This is a genomic window from Bacillus sp. FSL E2-0195 (assembly GCF_038003645.1).
In the GTDB taxonomy this organism is placed as follows: domain Bacteria; phylum Bacillota; class Bacilli; order Bacillales; family Bacillaceae_G; genus Bacillus_A; species Bacillus_A mycoides.
The window spans coordinates 5,000,692-5,026,258 of record NZ_JBBOPN010000001.1; the positions used below are offsets into that span (position 1 = coordinate 5,000,692).

A 25,567-nucleotide genomic window follows, 5' to 3' on the forward strand; every position below is an offset into this window, starting at 1 on the left:
TTACGCTATTTATTAATGCAATTACCGTGCCAACTTTTCAAAACACCTAAAATCAGCGTTTTTTCGAGTGATTTCTTTGTGTGTTACCGCTTTCAATCAGTGTGTCCCCCAAAAAACACACAGTGTGTTATAAAACACCTCACTTTTAACACATAACTGTATGAAAATAGATTAGTGTTTAGTTGTCTAGTTGTGTTTAAAACAAAAAAACACTAATTTTTTTAAAAGTGTGAAAATATAGTACCAAAAAATATAATATTTCAACTCAAATCAAAACAAATACCTATTCAAGACACTCGTCTAGTTATTGTCCAGTCAAACTCTATTAAATTACATAGAATAGAATAAAATAAAGTATTTTGAAAGGGGATTCCAATGCCAAAGCATAGAAAAAAGAATAGAATGAAGATTTATAGAATACAGGTTCAAAATAAATGGTATAAACAAGAAGAGGATTCTGAATTAAATTCCAACACGGATACACTAGATCGACAGGACACTGAGGATAAACAAGACAGACCTGACAAACACGACGAGGATGAAGACGATAAGCAAGTACAATCGGAAAATGTAATTATAGTACCCACAGATTCACACAGCTTAGATGTGTGGGATGAAATTTCTCTAAAGGAAATACAAGCTGGTGAACATACGAATTTATTTGAAGAAAAGAGTAATTATCAAAATATTAATTTAGTCCAAGTAAACGATGTTCGCTTATACTTGGACAAGCAACTACAATTCAGCTCCGTTGATGAGCAAATTTATCATGAAGCGCTTGTACATCCGATTATGGCAAAAGTAATTGATCCAAAACGTGTTCTCATATTAGGTGGTGGCGATGGTCTTGCCTTACGAGAAGTTTTGAAATATGAAACTGTGCTACACGTAGACCTTGTTGATTTAGACGAGGCAATGATTAATATGGCACGTAATGTTCCAGAAATAGTATCTTTAAACAAAAACGCTTTTTTTGATAATCGCGTGAACGTGCACGTATGCGATGCAAAAGAATTTCTAAATTCACCTTCATCTTTATACGATGTAATCATCATTGATTTCCCTGATCCAGCGACAGAGTTATTAAGTACTTTATATACAAGCGAACTTTTTGCTCGTATAGCTACGTTTTTAACAGAAGATGGTGCGTTCGTCTGCCAATCTAATTCACCTGCTGATGCACCTCTAGTATATTGGAGCATCGGTAACACTATTGAACATGCTGGATTAACTGTGAAAAGTTATCATACAATCGTTCCTTCTTTCGGAACTGACTGGGGATTTCATATTGCTGCTAATTCTGCCTATGTACTCGATCAAATTGAGCAATTATATGTAATACCAACTCCTCGAACATTACCTTCTCTTCTTTCTCCTTTGTTTCAATTTAAAGAAGAATATTTAGAACAACGTAATCTCGCTCTTTTAAACTCAGAATCGAATCTTATCCTACATCAATGTTACAAAAAGGAAATGGAGTTTTGACAATATTATAGTAAGGAGTGCTACCCTATGGAATATTCTACTTTTGGTAAGCATATAATAGTAGATTTATGGGGAGTGGACTTTTCCCTATTAGATGATGTTCACTTTTTAGAATATCATTTAGTTAACGCTGCAGATTGCTCTGGTGCCCATATTTTAAATGTAAGTACAAAAGAATTCGATCCGCATGGCGTTACTGTTTTAGTTTTACTATCCGAAAGCCACCTTTCAATTCACACTTATCCAGAAAAAAACTTTGCAGCCATCGACTGTTATACGTGCGGTACGACCGTTGAACCGCAAATAGCGATTAATTATATCGTAAGTATATTAAGACCAAATGAGATGCATATAAAAAAACTAATTCGTGGTACAGGAGAGATTGTTACTGCCGATTAATTATCACTCTTACTCATCCGTAAAAAGGAGGATTGTAAATACCATCAGTGGAACAAACACTCCACTGATGGTACGGACACATACATAAAAAAACCTCGCATAAGCAAGGTTCATTCATCCACCGACATCTTCCTATATAATTCTACAAACTCACTCGCCAATTCCTTCACCGTAATTGCGTTCATTAAATGATCTTGCGCATGCACCATCAAAAGGGTAACTTCGGTTTTTTCCCCGGCAGCCTCTTTCTGTATGAGCTCTGTTTGTAAACGATGCGCCTCTTGCAATTCATTTAAAGCTTCTTGTAGTTTCGCTTCTGCTTCCTGAAATTCACCGCGCTTTGCGCAATCAATTGCTTCCATTGAGCAGCTTCTCGCATTACCACCATGCAAAATTAAGTGAAAAGCTTTCGTCTCTATCGTATCCATTTTAGTTCTTTACTCCCCCTTTTCTTCCGCTACTTTTTGTTTATCCCATATTTTTAAGAACGGTAAGTAAATAAAGAATGCAAGTGCAAAGTTAACAAGTTGTAAAACAACACCTGAAATTTTCCCGCCTGATCCTAAATATCCACTAAAAAGAATAGGTGTCGTCCAAGGTACAGCCGCTCCGCTCGGACGTGCGACCCATCCCCATTCCATTGCAAAGTAAGAAACAACCGTTAACACAACTGGTACAAGTATAAATGGAATAAGTAAAAGCGGGTTCATTACTATCGGCATACCGAAAGTCACCATTTCATTAATATTAAAAATACCAGGCGCAATTGACAATCGCCCTAAACTTTTTAATTGCTGACTTCGCGCAAATAGTAACATTCCTACAACTAAAGCGAGTGTTGCACCAGAACCGCCCATATAAATCCATAAATCAAAGAACTGTGCAGTAATCGTATTCGGTACATCTTGCCCTGCTTGGAAAGCAACTCGGTTTTGATCCATTAACGACAACCAAACGGGGCTCATTACACCACCAACAATAGTAGCACCATGAATTCCACACGACCAAAGAACATGAACGAGAATAACTGCTATTATTGCGCCCCAAAGACTAGCACCAAGTACACTAAGTGGTTCCTGTAAAATTTGCCCCACAATATTATGGATACTGCCAAAAGAAGTATTTTCTATAATTAAGCGCAAAATCCAAATAACCGTTACAACAATAAAACCTGGAACAAGTGCCGCAAATGAACGTGTCACAGCTGGTGGAACTGTCTCCGGCATCTTTATAATCATCTTTTTTTGTACAATAAACCGATAAAGTTCAGTAGATATAATTGCAATAATCATCGCTACAAATAAACCTTGGCTTCCCATTAGCGCCGCTGGGATTGCTCCATCTACAATCACACTTTCCTTCGTGCTTGGTATAATATATGCAACTTGAAATGGAGTTGCAAGTAAAAACGTCACAAGCGACAATGCTCCGGATGCTAAAGCGTCCACTTTATAATATTCTCCAAGTCTGTAAGCGATTCCAAAAACAGCTATTAAAGCCATTATATTAAAAGTTGCACTAACTGGATACCCTAAAGCCCTCTGCCAATTCTCACCAAATAAACCTGCCATAAAATCATTATATCCTGGTATTGGTAATGCACTAATAATAAGGAAAAATGATCCAATAATCAAGAAAGGCATCGTTAAAACAATTCCATCACGAATCGCTTGCAAATGTCTCTGTTCTGCAACCTTCCCTGCCACTGGCATCACATATTTCTCTAAAAACCCTATCATCTATCCCACACTCCTCATGGTTTCATTAACAAAGCTGCTTGCAAGATAGCTTCTCCATTACAAAGCCCGTAATGGACAGATTGAATGACATCAACAGGTATTCCCTTGTCCTTACATAATTCTTTCATTTTCGGTAATAAATAACGTACTTGCGGTCCAAGTAAAAGTACATCTGCAGTATCAATATGATTTCGCACTTCTGAACCTGATACTGCCCAAATCTTTACCTGTATCCCTCTTGCCTCTGCTGCTTTCTCCATTTTTGTAACAATCAAACTGGAAGACATTCCCGCTGCACAGCAAAGTAAAATATTCATCTCGCTCCCCTCCCCCTTTTTCCAAACCTAAGTTATGGTGTAGCCCTTGCCACCACTAGGTTACAAATATATATGTCTAGATTTCTAACTGTATGCCGAGCTTAAAAACAAAAATTTCTCGGTTTTCACGCTATTCCATCTATCCGTATTTTCCTAGTAAAGAAGTCTCTAACTCGCTATAATAATTCAGTATGATTTTTTATAATCGATAGGAGGATATATTTATGAAGGCATATCGCTTTCCGCTTATTTTATTATCTTCTATCCTAATTGGTGGTTTCATTGGTTATTTCATGGGTGCCGATGCAGTTGCTTTAAAGCCGCTTGGTGACATTTTCTTAAACTTAATGTTTACGATTGTTGTACCGTTAGTGTTCTTTAGCATCGCGTCATCTATTGCTAATATGGATGGATTAAAACGTTTCGGTAAAATTATATCTAGTATGGCTGGAACTTTCTTATTTACAAGTATTTTAGCTGCTATTTTTATGATTATTATCGTGAAAGTATTCCCGCCAGCACAAGGTGTTGTATTAGAACTAACGCAGCCTGATAAAGCTGAAAAAGCAGTTAGTGTTGCTGATCAAATTGTTGGTATCATAACAGTATCAGACTTTTCAAAGTTACTATCTCGAGAGAACATGCTAGCTCTTATTTTCTTCTCTATCTTAATGGGGGTTGCAACTTCAGCAGTTGGTGAAAAAGGGAAACCATTCGCTACATTCCTACAAGCTGGTGCAGAAATTTCAATGAAAGTCGTATCTTTCATTATGTACTACGCTCCAATCGGACTAGCTGCCTACTTCGCAGCATTAGTTGGTGAATTCGGACCACAACTTCTTGGAACTTACTTCCGAGCAGCAATGGTATATTATCCAGCTTCTCTTATTTACTTCTTTGTATTCTTTACATTCTATGCGTACCTTGCAGGTCGCAAACAAGGTGTACAAGTATTTTGGAAGAACATGGTCTCTCCTACAGTTACATCACTTGCAACTTGTAGTAGTGCCGCAAGTATTCCAGCGAACTTAGAAGCAACGAAGAAAATGGGTATTTCTTCTGACGTTCGTGAAACAGTTGTCCTTCTTGGATCTACACTTCATAAAGACGGATCTGTTTTAGGCGGGGTATTAAAAATTGCTTTCTTATTCGGTATTTTCAACATGGAATTCGAAGGACCGAAAACATTAGCAATTGCACTTGTTGTTTCTCTATTAGTAGGAACAGTAATGGGTGCTATTCCGGGCGGAGGTATGATTGGTGAAATGTTAATCGTTTCTCTATACGGATTCCCACCAGAAGCATTGCCAATTATCGCAGCAATTAGTACAATCATCGATCCTCCTGCAACAGTGTTAAACGTAACAGGAGATAACGCTTGTGCCGTAATGACAGCTCGCCTTGTAGAAGGTAAAAACTGGATCAAAAATAAATTTGCTTAATATATAGAAAGAGGATGCTCGGTGGAGCATCCTCTTTTTTGTTGTTATTTGTCGAAACGTCGATATAATCCCATCCCGCCACAATTTTGTTATAATCTTCACAAATATTCCACATCCATTATCCATTCTCCGTACTATAATCATGTATGGAAAAGGAGATGGATACAATGACTCAAAGCGCACCAGAATTCAAAGTTTTGCAAAGCATTGCATTTCTTGCTGTCGTTTTGCAAAGTTCCTTATTATATACAATGAATCAAGGAAATGTCTTACTCGAGCAATCCCTCATTATGGGCATGCTATTTAATCTTGCAAAATTTTCAGCACCTGCATTCATATTTATCGTCGGCTTCCATTTAATTCGGCTATATACGAAGCAACTCGTTTACAGAGAATATATTTATGAAAAAGCCGCACATTTACTCATTCCTTATTTCTTCTGGTCTATTCTTTACCTATTAACAACAAACGATGTCATTACACTACAAGGCGGAATAAAAAGTTTATTACTCGGAACAGCTGCACCTCATCTTTGGTACGTTATTATGATGTTCCAAATTCACTTATTGTTCCCGTTACTATGCACACTATTTTATTGGTTTCAAAAACGAACAGAAAATAAAAAAGACATATATAAATATATGACCATTTTCGCTTGTCTATATTTCTTCTTAATGTGGTACTCTTCTCACTACATTTTTAATGGAGAGAAACTGACTAGTTCAACCATTTTACATTATACAGATCGTTCCTTCTTCTTCTACTCATTCTATTTCGTCATGGGAGGAATAGCTGCTGTATCATTAAAAACTTGGCGTATATTTGTCATGAAACATATTCCGCTTATCACAATACTATTTTTCATCTTATTTTTATTCATCAATTATGAGTTATTTAGTTTTTACGGCGCCAATTCTATTCATTTAACGGTTTCTACTTATTTAAAACCGTCCATGTTTTTATATATTGTTTGTGAAATTATGATACTGTACGTGTTATCTATTACAATTGTACAGCGACGTGGTTTCTTATATAAAGCTTTACGTTTTATCGGGAATTACACGTATGGCGCTTATTTAGCTCATTTTTTCTTCTTGCAACTATGTACAAAATTTCTTTCCTTATTCGCATTGCAAGAAAACACAATATTATATAGCCTATTACTATTTATATTAACGACCACAATCTCTATTTCAGCAATGGTCATTGGTAGCATACTACCATTTCACACGTGGGTTACAGGGCCTTCCCCTACGACAAATATGAGATGGGCGAAGATTGCCATTCGGAAAAATCACGAAAAGGTATTCAAACCATATCTTTGATATAATAAAGTGAAACTTTAATTAGTGGAGGGGTTCTTCATCCCCCACTGATTATCAGCCCTCACCAATCGGGCATTTACGGGCAGCCCGATCCCCACCTAACTTCATTTCTTTTGCTGAATTTTGAGGTAGGGGTCTTACTGCCCGTTAATGCGGGATAGAATTCCATACAAGAAAAGAAAGTAGGACACACCTATGATTAATCAAATTGGACAAATTATGTTATATGTAAATAACCAAGATGAATCAGTACAATTTTGGACAGAAACAGTAGGATTCCAAATTGTTGCAGAAGAAAATAACGGTCAAGGATTTCGCTGGATTGAAATTGCGCCGGCAAAAGAAGCTGGAACAAGCATCGTCCTTCACGATAAGACGTTAATTGCGAAGATGCAACCTGAATTAAACTTAAATACCCCTTCACTTATGTTCTTCTCTAATAACTTAGATCAACTGTATAAAGATCTTTCTGAGAAAAGTGTTACAGTTGGACAAGTTGTAGATTTACCTACTGGTAGAGCATTCAACTTTGCTGATAATGAAAATAACTACTTTGCAGTTATGGAAAAGAAATAAGAAAAAGCTATCCGAAAAGGTCATAATAAAACCTTTTATTCGGATAGCTTCTTTTATTAAGAAACTTGCTCTGCATTCGTTTCCTTATGCTGTATATGACTCGTAACCCATGTGATTCCGCCAGCAACAACGAGATAGCATAACAATATTAAAATTTGCATTTGTAATTGCGACCAATCGCCCAAAGAAATCACATCTTGTAACCCTCTAAGAGAATGAGACATTGGGAGAAATTGTCCAATTTTGCTAAGAACAGCTATATTTAATTCTCCTGGGAAAGTACCTCCGCTCGTCGCTAATTGAAGAACGAGAAGCGTTACCGCTGCGAACTTCCCAACAATGCCGAATACCGTTACTAACATAAGAATAAATGTCATGAACGTAAAGGAAATAACAATACTTGATAAAACAAAGAGTGATACACTTGCAACTTCTAATTTCATAACTCCTAACACTACCACATCTACAAGTAGTGCTTGAATGAGTCCAATTAAATATACTAATCCTAGTTTATTAATAAAATGTACTGTTCCGCTTACCTTCATATTTTGTCTACGGCCAAGAGGTAAAATATTCGATGCCATAATTCCGCCAACATAAAATGCCAGTGATAAAAAGTATGGTGCAATACCTGAACCGTAGTTAGGCACATCAGAAACTGTCGACTTCACTAATTGAACCGGCTCTGAGAACATCGTATTGCGTGCATCATCATTGCGAACATCCGCTATCTTCTCTGCGCCCTCTCCCAATTTCGTAGAAAGTTCTTTCGCACCATCGTCAAGTTTAACAAGTCCGTTCGTTAACTTATCAGCACCATGATTCAGCTCTGTTCCGCCACTCGCAAGGTGATTTACACCTTCTTGTAATGATGTAAATCCATTTCCCCACTTCGTAAATCCATCAGCTAAATTCGAAGTACCATCTGCTATCTTTTTCGTTCCAGCGGTAGCTTCGTTTAACTTAACTCCGAATGTATTCATGCCTTCCTCAATCTTATGCTGACCATCAGTAAGCTTCCGCGCACCTTGTGTCAATTGTTGTTGGCTATTATTTAAAGTGTTTGTTGCTTTAGCTAATCCGTTAGAAGTAGCAATGATCTTTTGAAAAGCAGGATCTTGCTGCACTTCTGGATGACTTTTCACGTACTCTTCTAATTGTTGTTTTACACTATTTGCTGCATTGTCCGCTTTCACTTGCCCTTCAGCAAGTTTCTCACTTCCGTTCACCCATTCATTTGTACCAGCACTTAATTCACTAACTCCTGATTGTAAAGACTTCTCACCCTGTGCTAGCAGCTCCATACCATTATGAAGTGATGTCGCTCCCTGACTAAGCTCATTTGCTCCCCCAGTTAAGGCCGATTGACTAGAGGCAAGCTTATCACTTCCTTCTTTTAACTTCACTGTTCCATCATTTAAACGATGAATACCATCTGTAAGCTGATTCGCCCCATTTTTTGCATCCGTCGTTCCTTCATGTAACTTCTCAGCGCCATTACTTGCATCACTCAACCCTTGTGCCAAATCTTGAAACTTTGAAAAGACACCTTCTGTATAAGATTTCGTAATACTATTTGAGATTTTTGTTTTCATATTTTCAACAGCTGTCGTTCCAATTTGAGCTGCTACAAAGTTTTTACCTGGATTTACTTTATACTGCAATTGTGCCGGCTCTGGTTTCTCATCCATTAGTGTACTTACCTTTTTAGAGAACTCCTCCGGAATCGTAACCACCATATAATACTTATCTTCTTTTAGCCCTTCATCAGCATCTTTTTCTGATACGAAATGAAACGCCAATTCCTTATTCTCTTTTAAATTTTTAACAAAATCGTCTCCAGCCTGGATTGTTTTTTCATCCATCACAGCACCCTTATCTAAATTAACAACTGCAACAGGTAATTTATCTAATTTTCCGTACGGATCCCAATATCCAGCTAAGAAGAATCCTGAATAAATTAAAGGAACGATTAATAAAAAAATTAAAGCGATACGTCCATGTTTATGGTTCCACATCGCCTTCCAATCTTTAAATATAAGTTGAATTCCCTTCATGAAACATACTCCTTCTCCTAATTTAACACCCTTCGAATGGTTTAACAGATTTACTATACACGTCACTTTCCATACTGTATAATACATCTTTAATTATCAATTCATTCCTTTTGGTCTATAGAAAGGAGATTCGAAGTGGAACTTCTTCAATTAAAATACTTTCAGACAGTCGCACGACTAGAACATATGACAAAAGCAGCTGAAGAATTGCATATCGCGCAGCCTTCACTCAGTAAAACAATCGCTAGACTAGAAAAGGACTTAGGCGTCCCCTTATTTGATCGCCAAGGTCGACAGATTACATTAAACTCTTTCGGCAAAGTATTTTTAAAACGAGTAGAACGCATTTTTCATGAATTAAGTGAAGGGGAACGCGAAATTAAAGATTTAGCTGAATTACAACAAGGCTCTATTACACTTGCAGTTTCTATTCCAAGAATATTACCCGAGCTACTCGGTTCTTTTTTACTAGAACATCCTAACGTTCGATTCCAACAATTTCTCGCATCTACTCCTTCTATGAAGCGGCAACTAGATAATATGGAAATTGATTTTTGTATCTCCTCTGTACCAATTGAAGGCGAGGAAATGGTTTGGGAACCACTTATCACAGAAGAAATTTTCTTAGCTGTTCCTTCAGGACATCGGTTATCAAACCGCGAAAGTATCTATTTGCATGAAGTAAAAGACGAATCGTTTATTAGTATGAACACTGGTTACGGATTTCGGCACTTAACAGATGAATTTTGTAAAAAAGCTGGTTTCACTCCACATATCGCTTTTGAAGTAGATGAACCAACCGTGATTAGCGATCTCATTAAGCAAGGTCTTGGCATCGCCTTTGTCCCAAGTTTAACTTTATTAAAAAACTCTACTTTAGCATCAAATAAGTTACGTATTATTGAACCTAATTGCGAACGAACTATCGGCTTAAGTTGGTCGAAGAAGCGCTATTTATCAAACACCGCCCAGCAATTTCGTGAATTCGTGATTGATTACTTCTCCGATATTAGGGCGTAAAATTATATCGCTTTACAAACAAATAACGACACAAATAAAAGGTACCATCCCCATAGGTTGGCACCTTTTATTTTTTACTCTTATCCAATTCCATTTCCGCTAAAAGCGGCAATACGTTATCGAAAATATGTGTATTATTATTCTCACCTGTTACATATCCACCATAATATCTACTAAATACATTATCATTTCGGAATGTAATCATCCGCTCATACAATTCCTTCGCAAACTTTGTATCACCTGTTTGTAGTACGTACAAAATTGTTAATCCGTAAGATGCTGGTGATTCATAGTTCACAGCTTGTTTTCCCGTTTCTAAGTTATAACGACCATATAACTTTTCGTCTTCGCGAAATTTCTTCTTTATAAATTCCAAATAAGCATCTGATGAAAGACCGCCTAAACTACGATGATAAGCGACGTATGATTGATCAATAAGATTCACTTCTTTATCGTACGTAAATGTCCCATCATCTTTATACTCTTTCGGGAATGCCCAGCCCTGCCTTGGATAATCCGCTAAAAACTGAACAACTTCCTGATACTGCTGTGCAGAAATTTTTCCATACTTTTTCATATAAGAGAATGCATGCGGATTTATGTAAGATGTTGTTGCAAAGTTATTTTGTTTTCCTGTATCTGCATCGTAATAATCAACGTAATAATTGCCTTTTTTATTATAACGAAGTACAGAATCACTCAATTGATCTGCAAGGTTTTTATAGCGATCTTCCTTGTACATTTCATAAGCACGATATAATTGTTCTATAATACGAAGATCATCGATAAGTGCATTAGTAGCTGACTGCATTTCTCCCTTTTCAGAGATTTTCCATATAACGATGCGATCCTTGTGTACGAAGTTATTTTGAATAACCTTCACTTGTTCATCAAATAAAGCTTGATCATCTTTATCAAGTGTATATTGTAGCCATAACCCTGCAGATTCTGATAAAGCTTCACGGCCCTTCGCTTCACCCTTACCTGCCTTTGTATCCTCTAAGCGATACGTTGCAAGTGTTCCATTTTCATTCACCATATGTCGTAAAATAAAATGCTCGGTACGATTTCCTTGTAAAGCTGACCAAAATACAACTCCACCTAAAGCGATTAAGAGAATAACCCCAATCCCTATATATAAACGTTTTCGCAAGCTTTTCACCTCCTTTTAAGGCTAACCTTAATTTTACCAGAACATACGCAAATATAAAAAAGACAATCCTTTAGATTGTCTCTCCCACCTTATCCTTCGCAAGCCTCTTTAGAAGGTCTATATAGCGATTCCACAAGTCGATCATATTCACGACGCGTAATTTCTTTATTATACAACTTTAATAATAAATCTCTATGCTCTCTTGAAAATGCCATCTTTTTAATGACTTCAGGATACATAAAACACCCTCTCCATTTCACATAAACTTCTTCATCCCGGAAACAGAACTTACGTTCGCATAAAAGATTATAAAAGATTCAGCCCTAAAAAACAAATAAAATATTACTAAATATCAATTTCTTTCTTTTTAGAATATTTAAACACTATATTACCGTACTCATTTTTTAAATACATATATGTTTTTGGTAGTTTTTTGAATAAATTTTCCAATTCAATCAGAAAATAATGGCAAAAAGAAGAGGAGTATACATATGGATACCGTAACATTAGCAAGGGCATTTTTTGGTTCTTCATTAGCATTCCACATTATCTTTGCAACGCTTGGAGTCGGGCTTTCTTTAATGATTTTTATAAGTGAAATACTCTATCACTGGAAGAAAGATTCCGACTATGCCATTATGGCAAAAAGATGGACAAAGGCTTTTGCTATCCTTCTCGGTGTAGCAATTCCAACTGGAACAATTGTTGGTGTACAAATTTCACTTCTTTGGCCTGGTTTCGCCAAAATTGTTGGGCAAGTTATTTCCGTTCCGTTTCAAATTGAGATTTTCGCCTTCTTTTTAGAGGCTTTATTCATGTCTATTTACGTATATGCGGCTGATAAACTACCTCCAGTTATGAGATTAATCTCGCTATTTTTCGTTATGATTGGCGCCACTGCATCTGCCGTGCTTATTACATCGGCAAACACATGGATGAATACACCTGCGGGCTTTTCAATGAATCCAGATGGCTCAGTTTTTAACGTTGATCCGTGGAAAGCTTTCTTTAATCCGAGCTTTGGCACAAGTGCATTCCACGTCGTTATTACGGCCTATACAACTGGAGCAGCTGTTATCGCTTCTATCGCTGGATTTAAATTATTAAAGAAAAATTTAAGCGCTCGTGAAATTGCTTACCATAAAAAAGGATTACTGTTAGGGCTTGTCGTTACATTTATCACAGGTGCTACGATGTGGCTTTCAGGACACGAATCTGCTATTGCCTTACATAAACATTCACCTGAAAAACTAGCATCTGCTGAAGCTTTGTTTGAAACGACATCACACGCGCCTTTATCGATTGGCGGGGTTGTGGACCCTAACACACTTGAACTAAACTATGCCCTTGAAATTCCGAACATGCTTAGCTTATTAGTGGGACTAGACCCTAACACCGTTGTAAAAGGTCTAAAGGAATTCCCGCAAGAAACATGGCCACCATTTTACACACATACACTGTTCAATTTAATGGTCGGCACCGCTGCCTTTACCTTTGCAGTTGCAGCTATTGCCCTCTTATATTGGTACTTTGTTTACCGAAAAAAAGGAGTAGAGTTACCGAAGTGGCTTCTTTGGGGAGCTGCCGCCTGTGGACCCGTTATGTTGCTCGGTATTGAATTCGGATGGATTTTTAGTTGTAGTGGTCGTCAGCCATGGACAATTTATGGCATGCAACGCACGGTAGATGCTTCTACGCGCGCTGATTTCGTCGGTCCTTTATTTGTTTTATTCATCATTTTATATATCGGACTCGGTATTTTAACAGTCTTTGTACTACGGACATTCTTTAAGAAACATCCGTTAAAGAATGATTTACATCACGAAGGAGGCGATTCTCGTGCATGAGGAAAGCATTGCAATCATCATCTTATGGGCTCTTATTTTCGTATATAGCATACTAGGGTCTATTGATTTTGGAGCTGGTTTTTGGGGCATGGTATACGCTAAACACCCGACGCTTGCTGCCAAGCTTGCTAATCGGTACTTATCACCTACTTGGGAAGTAACAAATACGTTTCTTGTCTTTGTCGTCGTTGCTTTTCTCGGTTTCTTCCCAAAAGCGGCCTTTACCCTTGCAACCGTTATGTTTGTACCAGTTATGTTAATTTTAGTACTCGTTGCGATTCGTAGTACATTTATGGTATTTGCTTACTCCCTGCCAAAATACCAACACCTTCTTCGGATTATTTCAGGTATTACCGGGCTCTTAATCCCAGCTCTATTAATTACCGTTCTGCCAGTTACAGAAGGTGCCTATATTACGATGTCTGAAGGAAAAGAAGTGCTCCTTTACGGAAAACTTCTTTCTAGTCCCGTTATTTATTGTTATATGCTCTTCGGACTAACTTCGGAACTATTTCTATCATCTCTCTTTCTTGCTGATTTTGCTAGGGAACAAGGTTCTGAAGATACGTACCGAATTTATAGAAGAAATGCCATCATACTTGGTCCTGCAACGCTCGTGACTGCTATTATCGCTCTCGTTGTAATGGACCCTGAAACACACTGGCTTATGCAAGGACTAATAAAGCAATTCCCATGGTTTACAGTCTCTATCATTTTATTTGTTATCGGATACTCTTCCCTTTGGTGGACAAATAAGAAATATGGCACACTAGGCTTTCCTCGCATTGCAGTTTTAGCTGTCGTCGCTCAATATGCATTTGCAAGCTACGCTTACGGCGTCGCCCATTTACCTTATATCATTTACCCGGACGTAACTGTATTTACAAGCTTTACGACGGTTGAAACATTCTATGCACTTCTTATTCTTTACGCAATCGGGATTGCAATTTTACTACCAGGATTTATTTTCTTCTGGAATTTATTCTTAAAAGATCGAACATTTTTAAAGGAAAAATAGTAAATTAGGGGCATTCACACATAGAATGCCCCTAATTTATTAGACTCCTCTCCTAATAGTTATTACACTACCCCTTATACTTGCCTTATTGCTCTAAATACACATATTCACTAGATTAAGGTAGATGCCTAGTTCTTCTTATTTTCTTTTGAATATAATGCTATATAAACTTGAGACAAGCTACATTTGTTCAAGGGAAAATAGAAAGGTAGGTTAAATATGAGCATTGAAATATGGATTACTATTATTGTATTCTTCTTAACGATGATTGTTATCTTTTGGCGACCTCGCGGTTTAAATGAGGCGTGGCCGGCAGCAGTCGGCGCTAGCATTATCCTCATTACTGGACTTGTATCAAAACCAGACGTCATGGACATTATAAGTAAAATCGGCGGTGCCTCTATAACGATATTAGCGACCATCGTTATGGCAGTTATATTAGAAAGCTTCGGCTTCTTCCACTGGTCCGCAGCGAAACTCGCAAATTTAGCGAAAGGTTCCGGACGACGCCTATACTGGTACATTCAATTACTATGTTTTCTTATGACTCTTTTATTTAATAATGACGGTAGTATTTTAATTACAACACCGATTTTAATTTTACTTCTGAAAAACCTTCAATTAAAACCTCATCAACAAATCCCTTATTTATTAAGCGGTGCTTTAATCGCCACTGCATCTAGTGCACCAATTGGTGTAAGTAATATTGTAAACTTAATTGCCTTAAATATCGTCCACATGACTCTTTATATGCATACTGCTATGATGTTTGTACCTGCAACACTAGGACTACTGTTTATGTCATGGCTCATGTATACAGTTTTAAAGAAAAAAATTCCAGAAAGATTGCCTGTTTCTTCATATGATATTGAAGAAATTTTCTTCACGAAAAACTTCCATCCGTTAAAAGGACAAAATTCTGTTAATACGAAACAAAAACGTACGAAATTCATGTTAAAAGTATTAGGCTTCGTCTTCCTTATGCGCTGTCTTCTATTCGTTGCATCCTTCTTATCGATTCCAATCGAAATTGTTGCCGTACTCGGTTCACTCGTTCTTCTCATCTGGAGATGGTACTACTTACGAACAAACCCAGTCGATATTTTGAAAAAGACACCGTGGCACATTTTAATTTTCGCCTTCTCTATGTACGTAATTATTTACGGGCTTCATAACGCAGGATTAACAGCGGCGCTTGTAAGTTGGCTCGAACCAGTTGTAAGTCAGCATCTACTCTATGCCAGCTTTGCAATGGGCGGACTCGTTTCCCTCCTCTCTAACGTCTTCAATAACCACCCTGCACTTATGATTGGTACAATCACATTAACAGAAATGGGACTAGATCCAGTCACATTAAAAACTATCTATCTCGCAAATATCATCGGTAGTGACATCGGTTCACTATTATTACCAATCGGTACACTAGCTTCCCTCATTTGGATGTATATCTTAAGACAAAACAAAATTAAAGTGAAATGGAAAGATTATTTAAGCGTATCTCTCATCGTAATCCCACTCACAACAGTCGTCACATTATTCCTCTTATACTACTGGGTACAATTATTCTTCACCTTATAAAGTGAAACTTTAATCAGTGGGGGGGGTGTTCATCCCCCACTGATTATTAGCCCGCACCAATCGGGCGTTTACGGGCAGTTTATCTCCCACCTAACTTCTTTGCTCCAGCCGAATGTTGAGGTGGGAGTTTTACTGCCCACAAATAGCGGGATAGACGACAGAAGCCCCCTTTGCTACCGTCTTAGCAAAGGGGGCTTCTTCTATATTTAAGTTAGGTACAGTGTGATCAATCAAGTAAAGAGGTGTAACGTGTTATTGATATAAGTGACTACCAGTTTCTTTGAATTCTACCGCTTTCTCTTTCATTCCTTTTTCAATTGCTTCTGTCGTTTCTAAGTCATTTTCTTTCGCATATTCACGAATATCATGTGAAATTCTCATACTACAAAACTTTGGGCCACACATTGAACAGAAATGCGCTGTTTTCGCCCCTTCTGCTGGCAACGTTTCATCATGGTACTCCATCGCGCGTTCAGGATCTAAAGATAAATTAAATTGGTCGCGCCAACGGAATTCAAATCGTGCTTTTGAAAGTGCATCATCACGCTGATGAGCCGTTTTATGCCCTTTCGCAAGGTCGGCTGCATGCGCAGCGATTTTGTACGTAATAACCCCTTCGCGAACATCATCTTTGTTCGGTAAACCTAAATGTTCTTTCGGGGTTACATAACAAAGCATCGCCGTTCCAAACCAGCCGATCATCGCAGCACCAATCGCTGAAGTAATATGATCATAACCTGGTGCAATATCTGTCGTTAACGGTCCAAGTGTATAGAACGGCGCACCCTGACAAATATCAAGTTCTTTCTCCATATTTTCTTTAATTAAATGCATCGGTACATGCCCAGGTCCTTCAATCATAACTTGCACATCATGTTTCCAAGCGATTTTTGTTAATTCACCAAGTGTTTCAAGCTCAGAAAACTGCGCTTCGTCATTTGCATCTGCAATAGAACCTGGACGTAATCCATCTCCAAGAGAGAACGAAACATCGTACTGCTTCATAATTTCACAAATCTCTTCAAAGTGAGTATATAGGAAGTTTTCTTTATGATGGAATAAACACCACTGCGCCATAATTGAACCACCGCGCGAAACAATACCTGTCATACGCTTTGCAGTAATTGGAATGTAACGAAGTAATACACCAGCGTGAATCGTGAAGTAATCAACGCCTTGCTCCGCCTGCTCAATTAACGTATCACGATATACTTCCCACGTTAAATCTTCTGCAATTCCATTTACTTTTTCAAGCGCTTGATAAATTGGCACAGTTCCAACTGGTACCGGAGCATTACGAATAATCCACTCACGTGTTGTATGAATGTTTTTACCTGTAGATAAATCCATAATCGTATCTGCACCCCAGCGAGTCGCCCACGTCATCTTCTCTACTTCTTCTGCAATAGAAGACGATACAGCAGAGTTTCCGATATTTGCATTTACCTTCACGTGAAAATTACGTCCAATTATCATCGGTTCCGCTTCAGGATGGTTAATGTTCGCCGGCAAAATCGCACGACCTTCTGCAATCTCCTTACGAACAAATTCAGGCTCTACCCCTTCACGAATCGCAACATATTCCATCTCAGACGTAATAATGCCATTACGCGCATAATGCATTTGCGAAACATTTGCACCTTGCTTCGCTCTAAGCGGCTTACGATCCATTTGCGGGAAAACAGGTGTATGTTTTGAAGCCACTTTCACACCGTCATCCTCAGGTTTAATTTCGCGTCCTTCATAAGCTTCCACATCACCACGCCCCAAGGTCCAAGAGTGGCGCGGCGTTGGAATCCCTTTTTCCAGCTCCACTTTATACTCTGGATCTGTATAAGGTCCACTCGTATCATACACACGGATTGGCGGATTTTGAACACCGTTCGTATCGCTTTGTTCAATCTCGCGCATTGGTACTTTCATACCTTCACGTGTTCCATCCACATACACTTTCTTACTTCCTGGTAAACTCGATTTCAATTCAATTTGCTCAGCTGAAACAGACTGTTTCATAACCTTTGTTGCCCCCCTGTTCGTGACAAGGACGAGATATGGCCAGCGCATGCCAAAATAAAAAGAGCCAGGTCCATAAAAGAATAAGGACCTGGCTCATAAAGACATCATTATGTAAAGCCGTTAACTTCCCTACGCTGGTACGAGCCAGATCAGGTCCAAAGGGTTAAGAAGTTCACACGCTTCTCTCTCAGCCTACGCATACGTTAGGCACCCCTAGTTTATCACTGATTTAATTTTCAATACTTTCCAAGTATACACGTTAATCTGAAAAATGCAAAGGTTATTTCTTTTGTTGTTTACGGAATCATCCAAGTTAAATAATAAGCCTGCACATACGTCATAATCCCAATAATAGTAACGAAGAATAAACTATGCTTCAATGTAAAGCGGAACAAATCTGACTCTTTACCAGCAAGTCCAACTGCCGCACAAGCAATCGCAATTGATTGCGGAGAAATCATTTTACCTGTTACACCGCCCGTTGTATTTGCTGCAACAAGAAGCACTTCAGATACACCGACTTGCTGCGCTGTAATTGCTTGTAAATTCGAGAACAGTGCGTTCGCTGACGTATCTGATCCTGTTAAGAATACGCCAATCCATCCTAAGAATGGCGAGAAGAACGGGAATAGTCCGCCAGTTCCTGCAAGTGCTAACGCTAATGTAGAAGATAAACCAGAATAGTTTGCGATAAATGCAAATCCTAATACGAATCCAATAGATAGAATTGGCATTTTTAGTTCGTTTAACGTTTCTTTAAATGTTGCTACTGCATCTTTTGCACTCATTTTTAAAATAAAGATAGAAATGATACAAGCAATTAAAATTGCTGTTCCAGTCGCTGATAAAATATCTAATTTCAAGATTGCTTCATAAGGTGTTGGTTTATTTACAATCGGCTCTGCCTTCATTACTAAATTGTGCAAGCTTGGAACTTCAAATTTAAATACGAGACTTTCTAAAGCGCCGCCCGGAGCGAATAACGCTTTAAAGAAACTCTGGCTCCAGATGACTACCATCACAGTCAAAATAATGAACGGAGACCACGCTTTTACTACTTTTCCTACTGTTAGTTTCGGCATAGATGTCGCCGTCGTCGTTGCTGCTACTTCACTATTCGCTTGCTTAGTTTGATAAATTTCTTTCGGCTGCCAAACTTTTAAGAATAGCGATAAACTTACTAAACTTACAAGCGCTGACGTAATATCCGGAAGTTCTGGCCCTAAAAACGTCGCTGTAATGAACTGTGTAATTGCAAATGAACTACCCGCTACAAATAAAGCAGGCCACGTTTGTTTTACTCCTTTAAAGCCATCCATTAAAAATACGATAAAGAACGGAACAAATAAAGATAAGAACGGTAATTGATGCCCAGCCATTTGTCCAATTTTATGCGGATCAATGCCTGTTACTTGTCCAGCAACTGTAATCGGAATCCCCATCGCTCCGAACGCTACTGGTGCAGTATTTGCGATTAAACAAAGACCTGCTGCATATAAAGGATTTAGCCCAAGGCCTGCCAGAAGCGCTGCCGTAATCGCTACTGGTGCACCAAATCCTGCTGCCCCTTCCAAAAATGCTCCAAATGAAAATCCGATTAAAATAACGAGTAAACGATGGTCATTCGTAATGGATAATACAGATGCACGAATGACATCAAATTGACCTGTTTTCACAGAAATTTTATATAAAAATACTGACATAATGATAATCCACGCAATCGGCCATAACCCGTATAAGAAACCGTATCCGGTCGCTGCCATTGCCATTGTGAATGGCATTTTATACGCAAATAGCGCCACCAAAATCGTTAATACAACTGTAATAAATCCTGCCACATACCCCTTCATGCGGAAAACTGCTAATGCTAAGAAAAAAAAGATGATTGGAATAAGTGCAACTGCTGCCGAAATCCAAATGTTACCGAACGGATCGTAAACTTGTGTCCATGTGTTCATTGTTCTCTCCCCCTAAAGAATCCCCTTTTAAATAAAAATAACCTTATCAATAGACTATCGGGTCATCATACCTTTAAGTCTAAAAAATATAAAACGTTCAAGAAAACGTTTTCAATAATTTTATCACAACAATTTTCATTTAAAAAGATTTTTTTGAAAATTTCATCATTTAAAACAGAAAATCTTACAAAAACGTCACGTTCTTGTAATGTTAATCGATAGGAAGCTCGCCAAATCTACTGCATACTAAAGGTATAACAACGAACATTACTTATGAGGTGATATATATGAACGGAAACAAAATATTAGCAGCTTTATCATACTTTAGTGTATTATTTGCGCCTATCTTATTCCCTATTATCGTGTGGATTGTGGGCGATTCTGAAACGAAACCACATGCAAAACGTGCTCTATGGACACACATTATTCCAAGTATCGCAACATTTATTGGATTAGTTATTTTAGGAATTATGGGCATCGGATCTGATCAACCAGACGTAACACTTGGAATTGGAGCAATCATCGTCTTATGTATTTGCGGGATCATTAGCTTATACTACTTTATTTGGAATATCGTGAAAGGTATTAAGGTACTGAAAGCTTAGTTTTAAACAAACGTTTGATTAAAAAGGAACTGTCCAAAAATTAATGTCGCATGATCGTAAATGAAATTTTATCGGCGATTCGACAAGGAATATCGACTTAACTACAAAATACGACAAGAATAACCTACCTACTAATAACAAAAAAACCGTCCCAAAATACCTTTTGGGACGGTTTTTTTATCTTCTGCGTTTCTTCTTTTTTCTCATCATTTTCTTTCGGCGCGTATTCGCTTTATCCGCTATAATGTGGAGCGTACTCGCCACAACAATCCCCATTACAAACGTTACAATTTCAACCTCGTGTTCCTTCGCAATTTCTATTAAATTTCCACCGAATGCGATTATATTTAATAGGAATAAAAACGGAGAAAACACGATTAACATGTATGCAATACGAATAATATCACCAATTATAATCGTATGTGTGAAGAAGGAACGATGGGGCATTACGCTCCTATATGGATACCAAAAAATGCGGAGGAATCCCCATTTATTATACGCATTACTGTACGTATCTAAATCCGGTGTTAGAAATGAAGTACCTACTAAAAAGCCAATTGCAAAAGTTAATAAAAAATCAAAACTTGTTAATCCATACGAAAAGAGCATAAACAAAACAACCGGAAGGGATATTAAGTTTATTTTCGTATGCGTTCTTCCTGATGGCATAATGCACTTCCTCGCTTACGTTCGCCCTGTCATCCTATGACAGTTCTCACCTATTGATCTAATTTTTGATCGATAAATGATGTGTCTATATCCGAACCAAACCATTCTGCCAACTTCACTCGTGCCTTATCTTTCACATCTTCATTTACGTATATCGATGCTTGTAATAGTGCGGCCATTAACGCACCTAAATCATCCGTATAACCGACTCCAGCAATGAAATCTGGAATGGCATCAATCGGTGCAATGAAATAAGCAAGTGCTCCGATTACAATAATTTTCACTCGTTTTGGAACATCCGGTCTTTGCAAAACGTAAAACAACAATAAACTCGCATAGATTACCGACTGCCCTGCCTGTTTCGCAACATGTTTTATTTTCTTCCAAAACGCTTCAACTGAAAATTTTTGTTTCATTCAAAAGCCTCCCTATTTTCAAAAGAAATAAGCTACAATATGTTATGTTATCAGTAAAAGTTCATCAAAATTACACATAATCTATCAATGAAATTTCATTGTAACAAACAAAACCAAAAAGAACAAGTGTTCGTTAATTTTTTCATATTTTCCTTCATATAATAGTTTTCTAGACAACCACTTAAAGATTTCTATTCCATATTTCTCAACCAAAAAACTTTCAATTCCGCTTAACATTCTTTTCTATTTTTGTTATATTTTCTAGTTGACGGGCATATAAACGAATGTTAAAGTTTTCTCTGGCAGTGACAAATCACATACAAAAAATGTAAAACGTTATAGTGTTTCTCAGAAATGAATTTTGTTGTATAATACAGAAATGACGTTATGCTTATGAGCAGCACAAGAAACCAAAAAGGGTATGCATAGTTAAAGTCGTATATGGGTGAATATAGAAACTCTAATTATGGCCAATAAAACTATGTATTTTTTATTTTAACATTTTTCGCTCCAAAATCGACCAAGCCTGATAGAGAAAGGGTGGAAATGAATGAAAGAAACCATGAAATCACAATTTCAAAATGTGCGTTTTACTTTATTCGTAGCTTTGGCCGTATGGCTAAAATCCTACATCATTACACGCACTAGCTTTGATTTAAAACTTGAATCTTTCATGCAAGAATTCATTTTATTCATTAGTCCATTAGCAGCATCATTACTGTTTGTGGGTCTTGCATTATTTGCAAAAGGGAAAAAACGTAACTATATAGCACTAGGAATTAACTTTATCTTAACGTTCATTCTTGTTGGTAACGTAATGTTCTACGGATTCTACAATGACTTCGTTACTTTACCAGTACTAGGACAAACGTCTAATTTCGGAAGTTTAGGTTCTAGTGTGAAAGAATTATTTAACTACAAAATCATCCTTGCATTTGCGGATATCATCGTATTCTTCGTTCTATTGAAGAAGAAGAAAGATTTTGCACCGACAGAACGTGTAGCGCGTCCGATGCGTTCTCTATACTTCGTGTCAACGGTTGCTATTTTCTGCGTAAACCTAGGATTTGCAGAAGCTGAGCGTCCAGAACTATTAACACGTTCATTCGACCGCGTTATGCTTGTTAAAAACTTAGGATTATATGTACACCAAGCATACGATCTTGGCTTACAAGCAAAATCAAGTTCACAAAAAGCGTTTGCTGATGGTAGTAAATTACAAGAAACAGAAAACTACGTGAAAACAACACAAAGTAAACCAGATCCAAATATGTTTGGTACTGCAAAAGGGAAAAACGTAATTGTTGTCTCTCTTGAATCATTACAAACATTCTTAATTGGTGCGCAAGTTAACGGACAAGAAGTTACACCATTCCTAAACCAATTTGCGAAAGAAAGTTATTACTTCGATAACTTCTTCCATCAAACTGGGCAAGGTAAAACGTCTGATGCTGAATTCTTAGTAGATACTTCAATGTATCCACTAGACCGTGGTGCTGTATTCTTCACACACGGTAATAACGAATATACAGCAACTCCAGAAATTTTGCGTCAGCAAGGATATCACACATCAGTATTCCACGCGAATAACGCAACGTTCTGGAACCGTAACATTATGTATCCGGCACTTGGTTATGATCGTTACTACAACGAGCTTGACTACAAAATTACGCCAGAAACAAAATTAAATTGGGGATTAAAAGATATCGAATACTTCGATCAATCTATCGATATGTTAAAACAAGTGAAGCAACCGTTCTATACTCGCTTCCTTACTTTAACAAACCATTACCCATTCACTTATGATGACAGTACGAAATTAATCGATGAATACAATTCTGGTGATGGCGTATTTGACCGTTACATGGTAACTGCTCGCTATTTAGACGAAGCAATGAAACACTTTATTGAGCGTCTAAAAGCAGAGGGTATTTACGACAACTCAGTTATCGTATTCTACGGTGATCACTATGGTATTTCTGAAAACCATAACCGTGCAATGGCACAGTTCTTAGGAAAAGAAGAAATCACTACATTTGACCATATGAACTTACAAAAAACACCGATGTTTATTCACGTTCCAGGTCAAAAAGAAGGTAAAACAATTTCAAAACCAACTGGTGAAATTGACATTAAGCCAACCATTCTAAACTTACTTGGTGTAGATTCTACGAATCAAATTCAATTCGGTCATGATGTATTCTCACCAGAAAATAAAGGATTCGTTGTTCTTCGTGACGGTAGCTTCGTTACAGATAAGTACATGTACACGAACAGTACATTCTACGATCGCCACACTGGTGAAGTTCTGCAGTTACCGAAAGAAGAAGCTCAACCACTTATTGATCGTGCACAAAACGAGCTAAACATGTCTGACAAAATCATTGAAGGTGACTTACTTCGCTTCTCTGAAAGTAACAAGATCAAAACTGGTGAAGTAAAGACAGCTATTAAAGAAGAAAAGAAGAGCGCTGAGTAATCTCAGCCTCTTTTTTTATTTTCTGCTATCCTTCCTCTCCTATTCATTAACTTTAAAATTACATAACCTTCACCTAATATTTACACCATATTAACGAAACATCTTTATAATAAAATATGTAAACAAGGTTCCACATATTTCTTATCTCTCATCTTCAATAGGATCCCTTAGAGAAATGTGTGCATCATTTGTTTTCAACTTTCTTATAATTGTCTTTCCAAGTGTTTTGTTTGCATAAATGAAACCTTTAAAGACGATGTCCCTATGAATGATAGCTACCCTCCTTGTGCAGCATTCCATACGAATGTTGCTTTTTTTTTTTCAAAAAGCAGGATTCTTATTTCTCATTTCCGAATTTGTATATACAAAATGCTATAAAGTGAAAATTTAATCAGTGGGTGTTTTGTTCATCCCCCACTGATTATTAGCCCTCACCAATCGGGCGTTTACGGGCAGTTAATGCAGGATAAATCACCACTACTTCTCTGTGATTTACAAAATACATATACGTCATATGTATAGAATTGCTTACATAAAAATTACTATAGTGATTTTTATTCATGTACTAACGAAAGGATGGGACGAAAATTGGCATACGAAAGATTTGTACTATGGAATGATGCAGTTATTGATACAACAAAACATCGCGCGTACATAGAACTTGAAGAAAGAGGTTTACAATTTGGTGATGGCGTCTATGAAGTTATTCGCCTTTATAACGGAAACTTTCACTTATTAGACCCACATTTAACAAGATTATATCGATCCCTTGAAGAAATAGAATTATCACTTCCTTTCTCAAAAGCCGAACTCATCATCTTACTCTACAAATTAATTGAAAACAATAATTTCCACGAAGACGGAACAATTTACTTACAAGTATCTCGTGGTGTACAAGCTCGAGCACATGCATTTTCATATGACATATCTCCGACAATCTATGCTTATATTTCAAAAAAAGAAAGACCATCTTTATGGATTGAATACGGTGTACGTGCTATATCAGAACCTGATACACGCTGGCTCCGCTGTGATATTAAATCGTTAAATTTATTACCAAATGTATTAGCTTATACGAAAGCTGAACGCAAAGGTTGTAAAGAAGCACTTCTCGTACGAAATGGTATTGTAACTGAAGGTAGCCACTCTAACTTCTTTCTTATAAAAAACGGAACACTGTATACGCATCCAGCCAATCACCTTATTTTAAACGGCATTATTCGTCAGTACGTCCTTTCTTTAGCTAACACTCTTCAACTTCCTGTAAAGGAAGAGCTTTTCAGCGTTCGCGATGTTTATCAAGCAGATGAATGCTTCTTTACGGGAACGACTATTGAAATTTTACCGATGACCCATCTCGATGGAACTGCGATTCAAGATGGTCAAGTTGGCCCTATCACCAAATTACTACAAAGGTCATTTTCTCAAAGCCTTTTAAAATCCAACAGCACATCTTCCTAAATACGAA

The 25,567-nt window shown here is 37.5% G+C and carries 22 protein-coding genes and 1 riboswitch; of the genes, 12 read left to right on the forward strand and 10 right to left on the reverse strand.

The features are described 5' to 3' along the window. The first annotated feature begins 375 nt into the window (after window positions 1-375). On the forward strand, window positions 376-1,485 hold the full coding sequence (locus tag MHH59_RS26015; RefSeq protein WP_078184837.1) for a polyamine aminopropyltransferase: 1,110 nt from the start codon (window positions 376-378) through the stop codon (window positions 1,483-1,485). A gap of 27 nt (window positions 1,486-1,512) precedes the next feature. Continuing rightward, a complete protein-coding gene (gene speD / locus MHH59_RS26020) occupies window positions 1,513-1,884 on the forward strand; it encodes an adenosylmethionine decarboxylase (protein WP_201053364.1) in 372 nt (123 codons plus the stop codon). Window positions 1,885-1,994: 110 nt separating this feature from the next. Here the strand turns inward: speD and MHH59_RS26025 are convergent, their stop codons facing one another. The 3 genes from MHH59_RS26025 to MHH59_RS26035 are packed head-to-tail and all read right to left on the reverse strand — an operon-like array spanning window position 1,995 to window position 3,940. Continuing rightward, on the reverse strand, window positions 1,995-2,312 hold the full coding sequence (locus MHH59_RS26025) for a PTS lactose/cellobiose transporter subunit IIA (RefSeq protein WP_002016162.1): 318 nt from the start codon (window positions 2,310-2,312) through the stop codon (window positions 1,995-1,997). A 9-nt stretch (window positions 2,313-2,321) separates the two neighbouring features. After that, complete coding sequence (celB, locus tag MHH59_RS26030; RefSeq protein WP_002016164.1) at window positions 2,322-3,623, reverse strand: PTS cellobiose transporter subunit IIC; 1,302 nt, start codon at window positions 3,621-3,623, stop codon at window positions 2,322-2,324. A 14-nt stretch (window positions 3,624-3,637) separates the two neighbouring features. Next, complete coding sequence (locus MHH59_RS26035) at window positions 3,638-3,940, reverse strand: PTS sugar transporter subunit IIB (RefSeq protein ID WP_002016166.1); 303 nt, start codon at window positions 3,938-3,940, stop codon at window positions 3,638-3,640. Between the two features lie 224 nt (window positions 3,941-4,164). On the opposite strand from MHH59_RS26035, the gene MHH59_RS26040 reads away from it, so the two are divergent. The 3 genes from MHH59_RS26040 to MHH59_RS26050 all read left to right on the forward strand — a co-directional run bounded on the left by MHH59_RS26040 (window position 4,165) and on the right by MHH59_RS26050 (window position 7,283). Continuing rightward, the gene (locus MHH59_RS26040; protein WP_340852741.1) at window positions 4,165-5,382 is read left to right on the forward strand and encodes a dicarboxylate/amino acid:cation symporter; all 1,218 of its coding nucleotides are present in this window, start codon (window positions 4,165-4,167) and stop codon (window positions 5,380-5,382) included. Between the two features lie 167 nt (window positions 5,383-5,549). Further along, on the forward strand, window positions 5,550-6,707 hold the full coding sequence (locus MHH59_RS26045; RefSeq protein ID WP_002167377.1) for an acyltransferase: 1,158 nt from the start codon (window positions 5,550-5,552) through the stop codon (window positions 6,705-6,707). 195 nt (window positions 6,708-6,902) lie between these two features. After that, window positions 6,903-7,283 (forward strand): VOC family protein, encoded by a 381-nt coding sequence (locus MHH59_RS26050; RefSeq protein WP_340852744.1) that lies wholly within the window; start codon window positions 6,903-6,905, stop codon window positions 7,281-7,283. Window positions 7,284-7,339: 56 nt separating this feature from the next. On the opposite strand, the gene MHH59_RS26055 is transcribed toward MHH59_RS26050, so the two are convergent. Then, window positions 7,340-9,340: a YhgE/Pip family protein gene (locus MHH59_RS26055; protein WP_033731079.1), complete on the reverse strand. Its 2,001-nt coding sequence runs from the start codon at window positions 9,338-9,340 to the stop codon at window positions 7,340-7,342. Window positions 9,341-9,475: 135 nt separating this feature from the next. Here MHH59_RS26055 and MHH59_RS26060 point away from each other — a divergent pair, with 135 nt between their 5' ends. After that, the gene (locus MHH59_RS26060; RefSeq protein ID WP_340852748.1) at window positions 9,476-10,360 is read left to right on the forward strand and encodes a LysR family transcriptional regulator; all 885 of its coding nucleotides are present in this window, start codon (window positions 9,476-9,478) and stop codon (window positions 10,358-10,360) included. 67 nt (window positions 10,361-10,427) lie between these two features. Here the strand turns inward: MHH59_RS26060 and MHH59_RS26065 are convergent, their stop codons facing one another. Both MHH59_RS26065 and MHH59_RS26070 read right to left on the reverse strand, forming a co-directional pair. After that, window positions 10,428-11,513: a transcriptional regulator gene (locus MHH59_RS26065; protein ID WP_201053369.1), complete on the reverse strand. Its 1,086-nt coding sequence runs from the start codon at window positions 11,511-11,513 to the stop codon at window positions 10,428-10,430. Between the two features lie 89 nt (window positions 11,514-11,602). Continuing rightward, a complete protein-coding gene (locus MHH59_RS26070) occupies window positions 11,603-11,752 on the reverse strand; it encodes a hypothetical protein (RefSeq protein WP_002016173.1) in 150 nt (49 codons plus the stop codon). Window positions 11,753-12,004: 252 nt separating this feature from the next. Here MHH59_RS26070 and cydA point away from each other — a divergent pair, with 252 nt between their 5' ends. The 3 genes from cydA to MHH59_RS26085 all read left to right on the forward strand — a co-directional run bounded on the left by cydA (window position 12,005) and on the right by MHH59_RS26085 (window position 15,956). After that, the gene (cydA, locus tag MHH59_RS26075; RefSeq protein ID WP_002034780.1) at window positions 12,005-13,360 is read left to right on the forward strand and encodes a cytochrome ubiquinol oxidase subunit I; all 1,356 of its coding nucleotides are present in this window, start codon (window positions 12,005-12,007) and stop codon (window positions 13,358-13,360) included. Further along, window positions 13,353-14,378 (forward strand): cytochrome d ubiquinol oxidase subunit II, encoded by a 1,026-nt coding sequence (locus MHH59_RS26080; RefSeq protein WP_002089640.1) that lies wholly within the window; start codon window positions 13,353-13,355, stop codon window positions 14,376-14,378. Before cydA ends, MHH59_RS26080 begins: the two co-directional genes overlap by 8 nt. Before the next feature lie 219 nt (window positions 14,379-14,597). Continuing rightward, the gene (locus MHH59_RS26085) at window positions 14,598-15,956 is read left to right on the forward strand and encodes an arsenic transporter (protein ID WP_050000986.1); all 1,359 of its coding nucleotides are present in this window, start codon (window positions 14,598-14,600) and stop codon (window positions 15,954-15,956) included. Window positions 15,957-16,208: 252 nt separating this feature from the next. On the opposite strand, the gene thiC is transcribed toward MHH59_RS26085, so the two are convergent. Together thiC and lldP are read right to left on the reverse strand one after the other, a co-directional pair. Next, complete coding sequence (thiC, locus tag MHH59_RS26090; RefSeq protein ID WP_002016178.1) at window positions 16,209-17,969, reverse strand: phosphomethylpyrimidine synthase ThiC; 1,761 nt, start codon at window positions 17,967-17,969, stop codon at window positions 16,209-16,211. A 112-nt stretch (window positions 17,970-18,081) separates the two neighbouring features. Continuing rightward, window positions 18,082-18,197, reverse strand: a riboswitch (TPP riboswitch). Between the two features lie 71 nt (window positions 18,198-18,268). Continuing rightward, window positions 18,269-19,930: an L-lactate permease gene (lldP, locus tag MHH59_RS26095; RefSeq protein ID WP_078177883.1), complete on the reverse strand. Its 1,662-nt coding sequence runs from the start codon at window positions 19,928-19,930 to the stop codon at window positions 18,269-18,271. A 287-nt stretch (window positions 19,931-20,217) separates the two neighbouring features. Between lldP and MHH59_RS26100 the strand changes: the two genes are divergently transcribed. Continuing rightward, complete coding sequence (locus tag MHH59_RS26100) at window positions 20,218-20,535, forward strand: DUF4870 domain-containing protein (protein WP_002016181.1); 318 nt, start codon at window positions 20,218-20,220, stop codon at window positions 20,533-20,535. Between the two features lie 177 nt (window positions 20,536-20,712). On the opposite strand, the gene MHH59_RS26105 is transcribed toward MHH59_RS26100, so the two are convergent. After that, window positions 20,713-21,204 (reverse strand): metal-binding protein, encoded by a 492-nt coding sequence (locus MHH59_RS26105; protein WP_002089644.1) that lies wholly within the window; start codon window positions 21,202-21,204, stop codon window positions 20,713-20,715. A 50-nt stretch (window positions 21,205-21,254) separates the two neighbouring features. Further along, window positions 21,255-21,620, reverse strand: a complete 366-nt coding sequence (locus MHH59_RS26110; RefSeq protein ID WP_002016186.1) for a YkvA family protein — start codon at window positions 21,618-21,620, stop codon at window positions 21,255-21,257. 550 nt (window positions 21,621-22,170) lie between these two features. Between MHH59_RS26110 and MHH59_RS26115 the strand changes: the two genes are divergently transcribed. Next, window positions 22,171-24,099: an LTA synthase family protein gene (locus tag MHH59_RS26115; RefSeq protein WP_002129972.1), complete on the forward strand. Its 1,929-nt coding sequence runs from the start codon at window positions 22,171-22,173 to the stop codon at window positions 24,097-24,099. A gap of 576 nt (window positions 24,100-24,675) precedes the next feature. Continuing rightward, window positions 24,676-25,560: a D-amino-acid transaminase gene (locus tag MHH59_RS26120; protein WP_002016184.1), complete on the forward strand. Its 885-nt coding sequence runs from the start codon at window positions 24,676-24,678 to the stop codon at window positions 25,558-25,560. The last annotated feature ends 7 nt before the right edge of the window (window positions 25,561-25,567 follow it).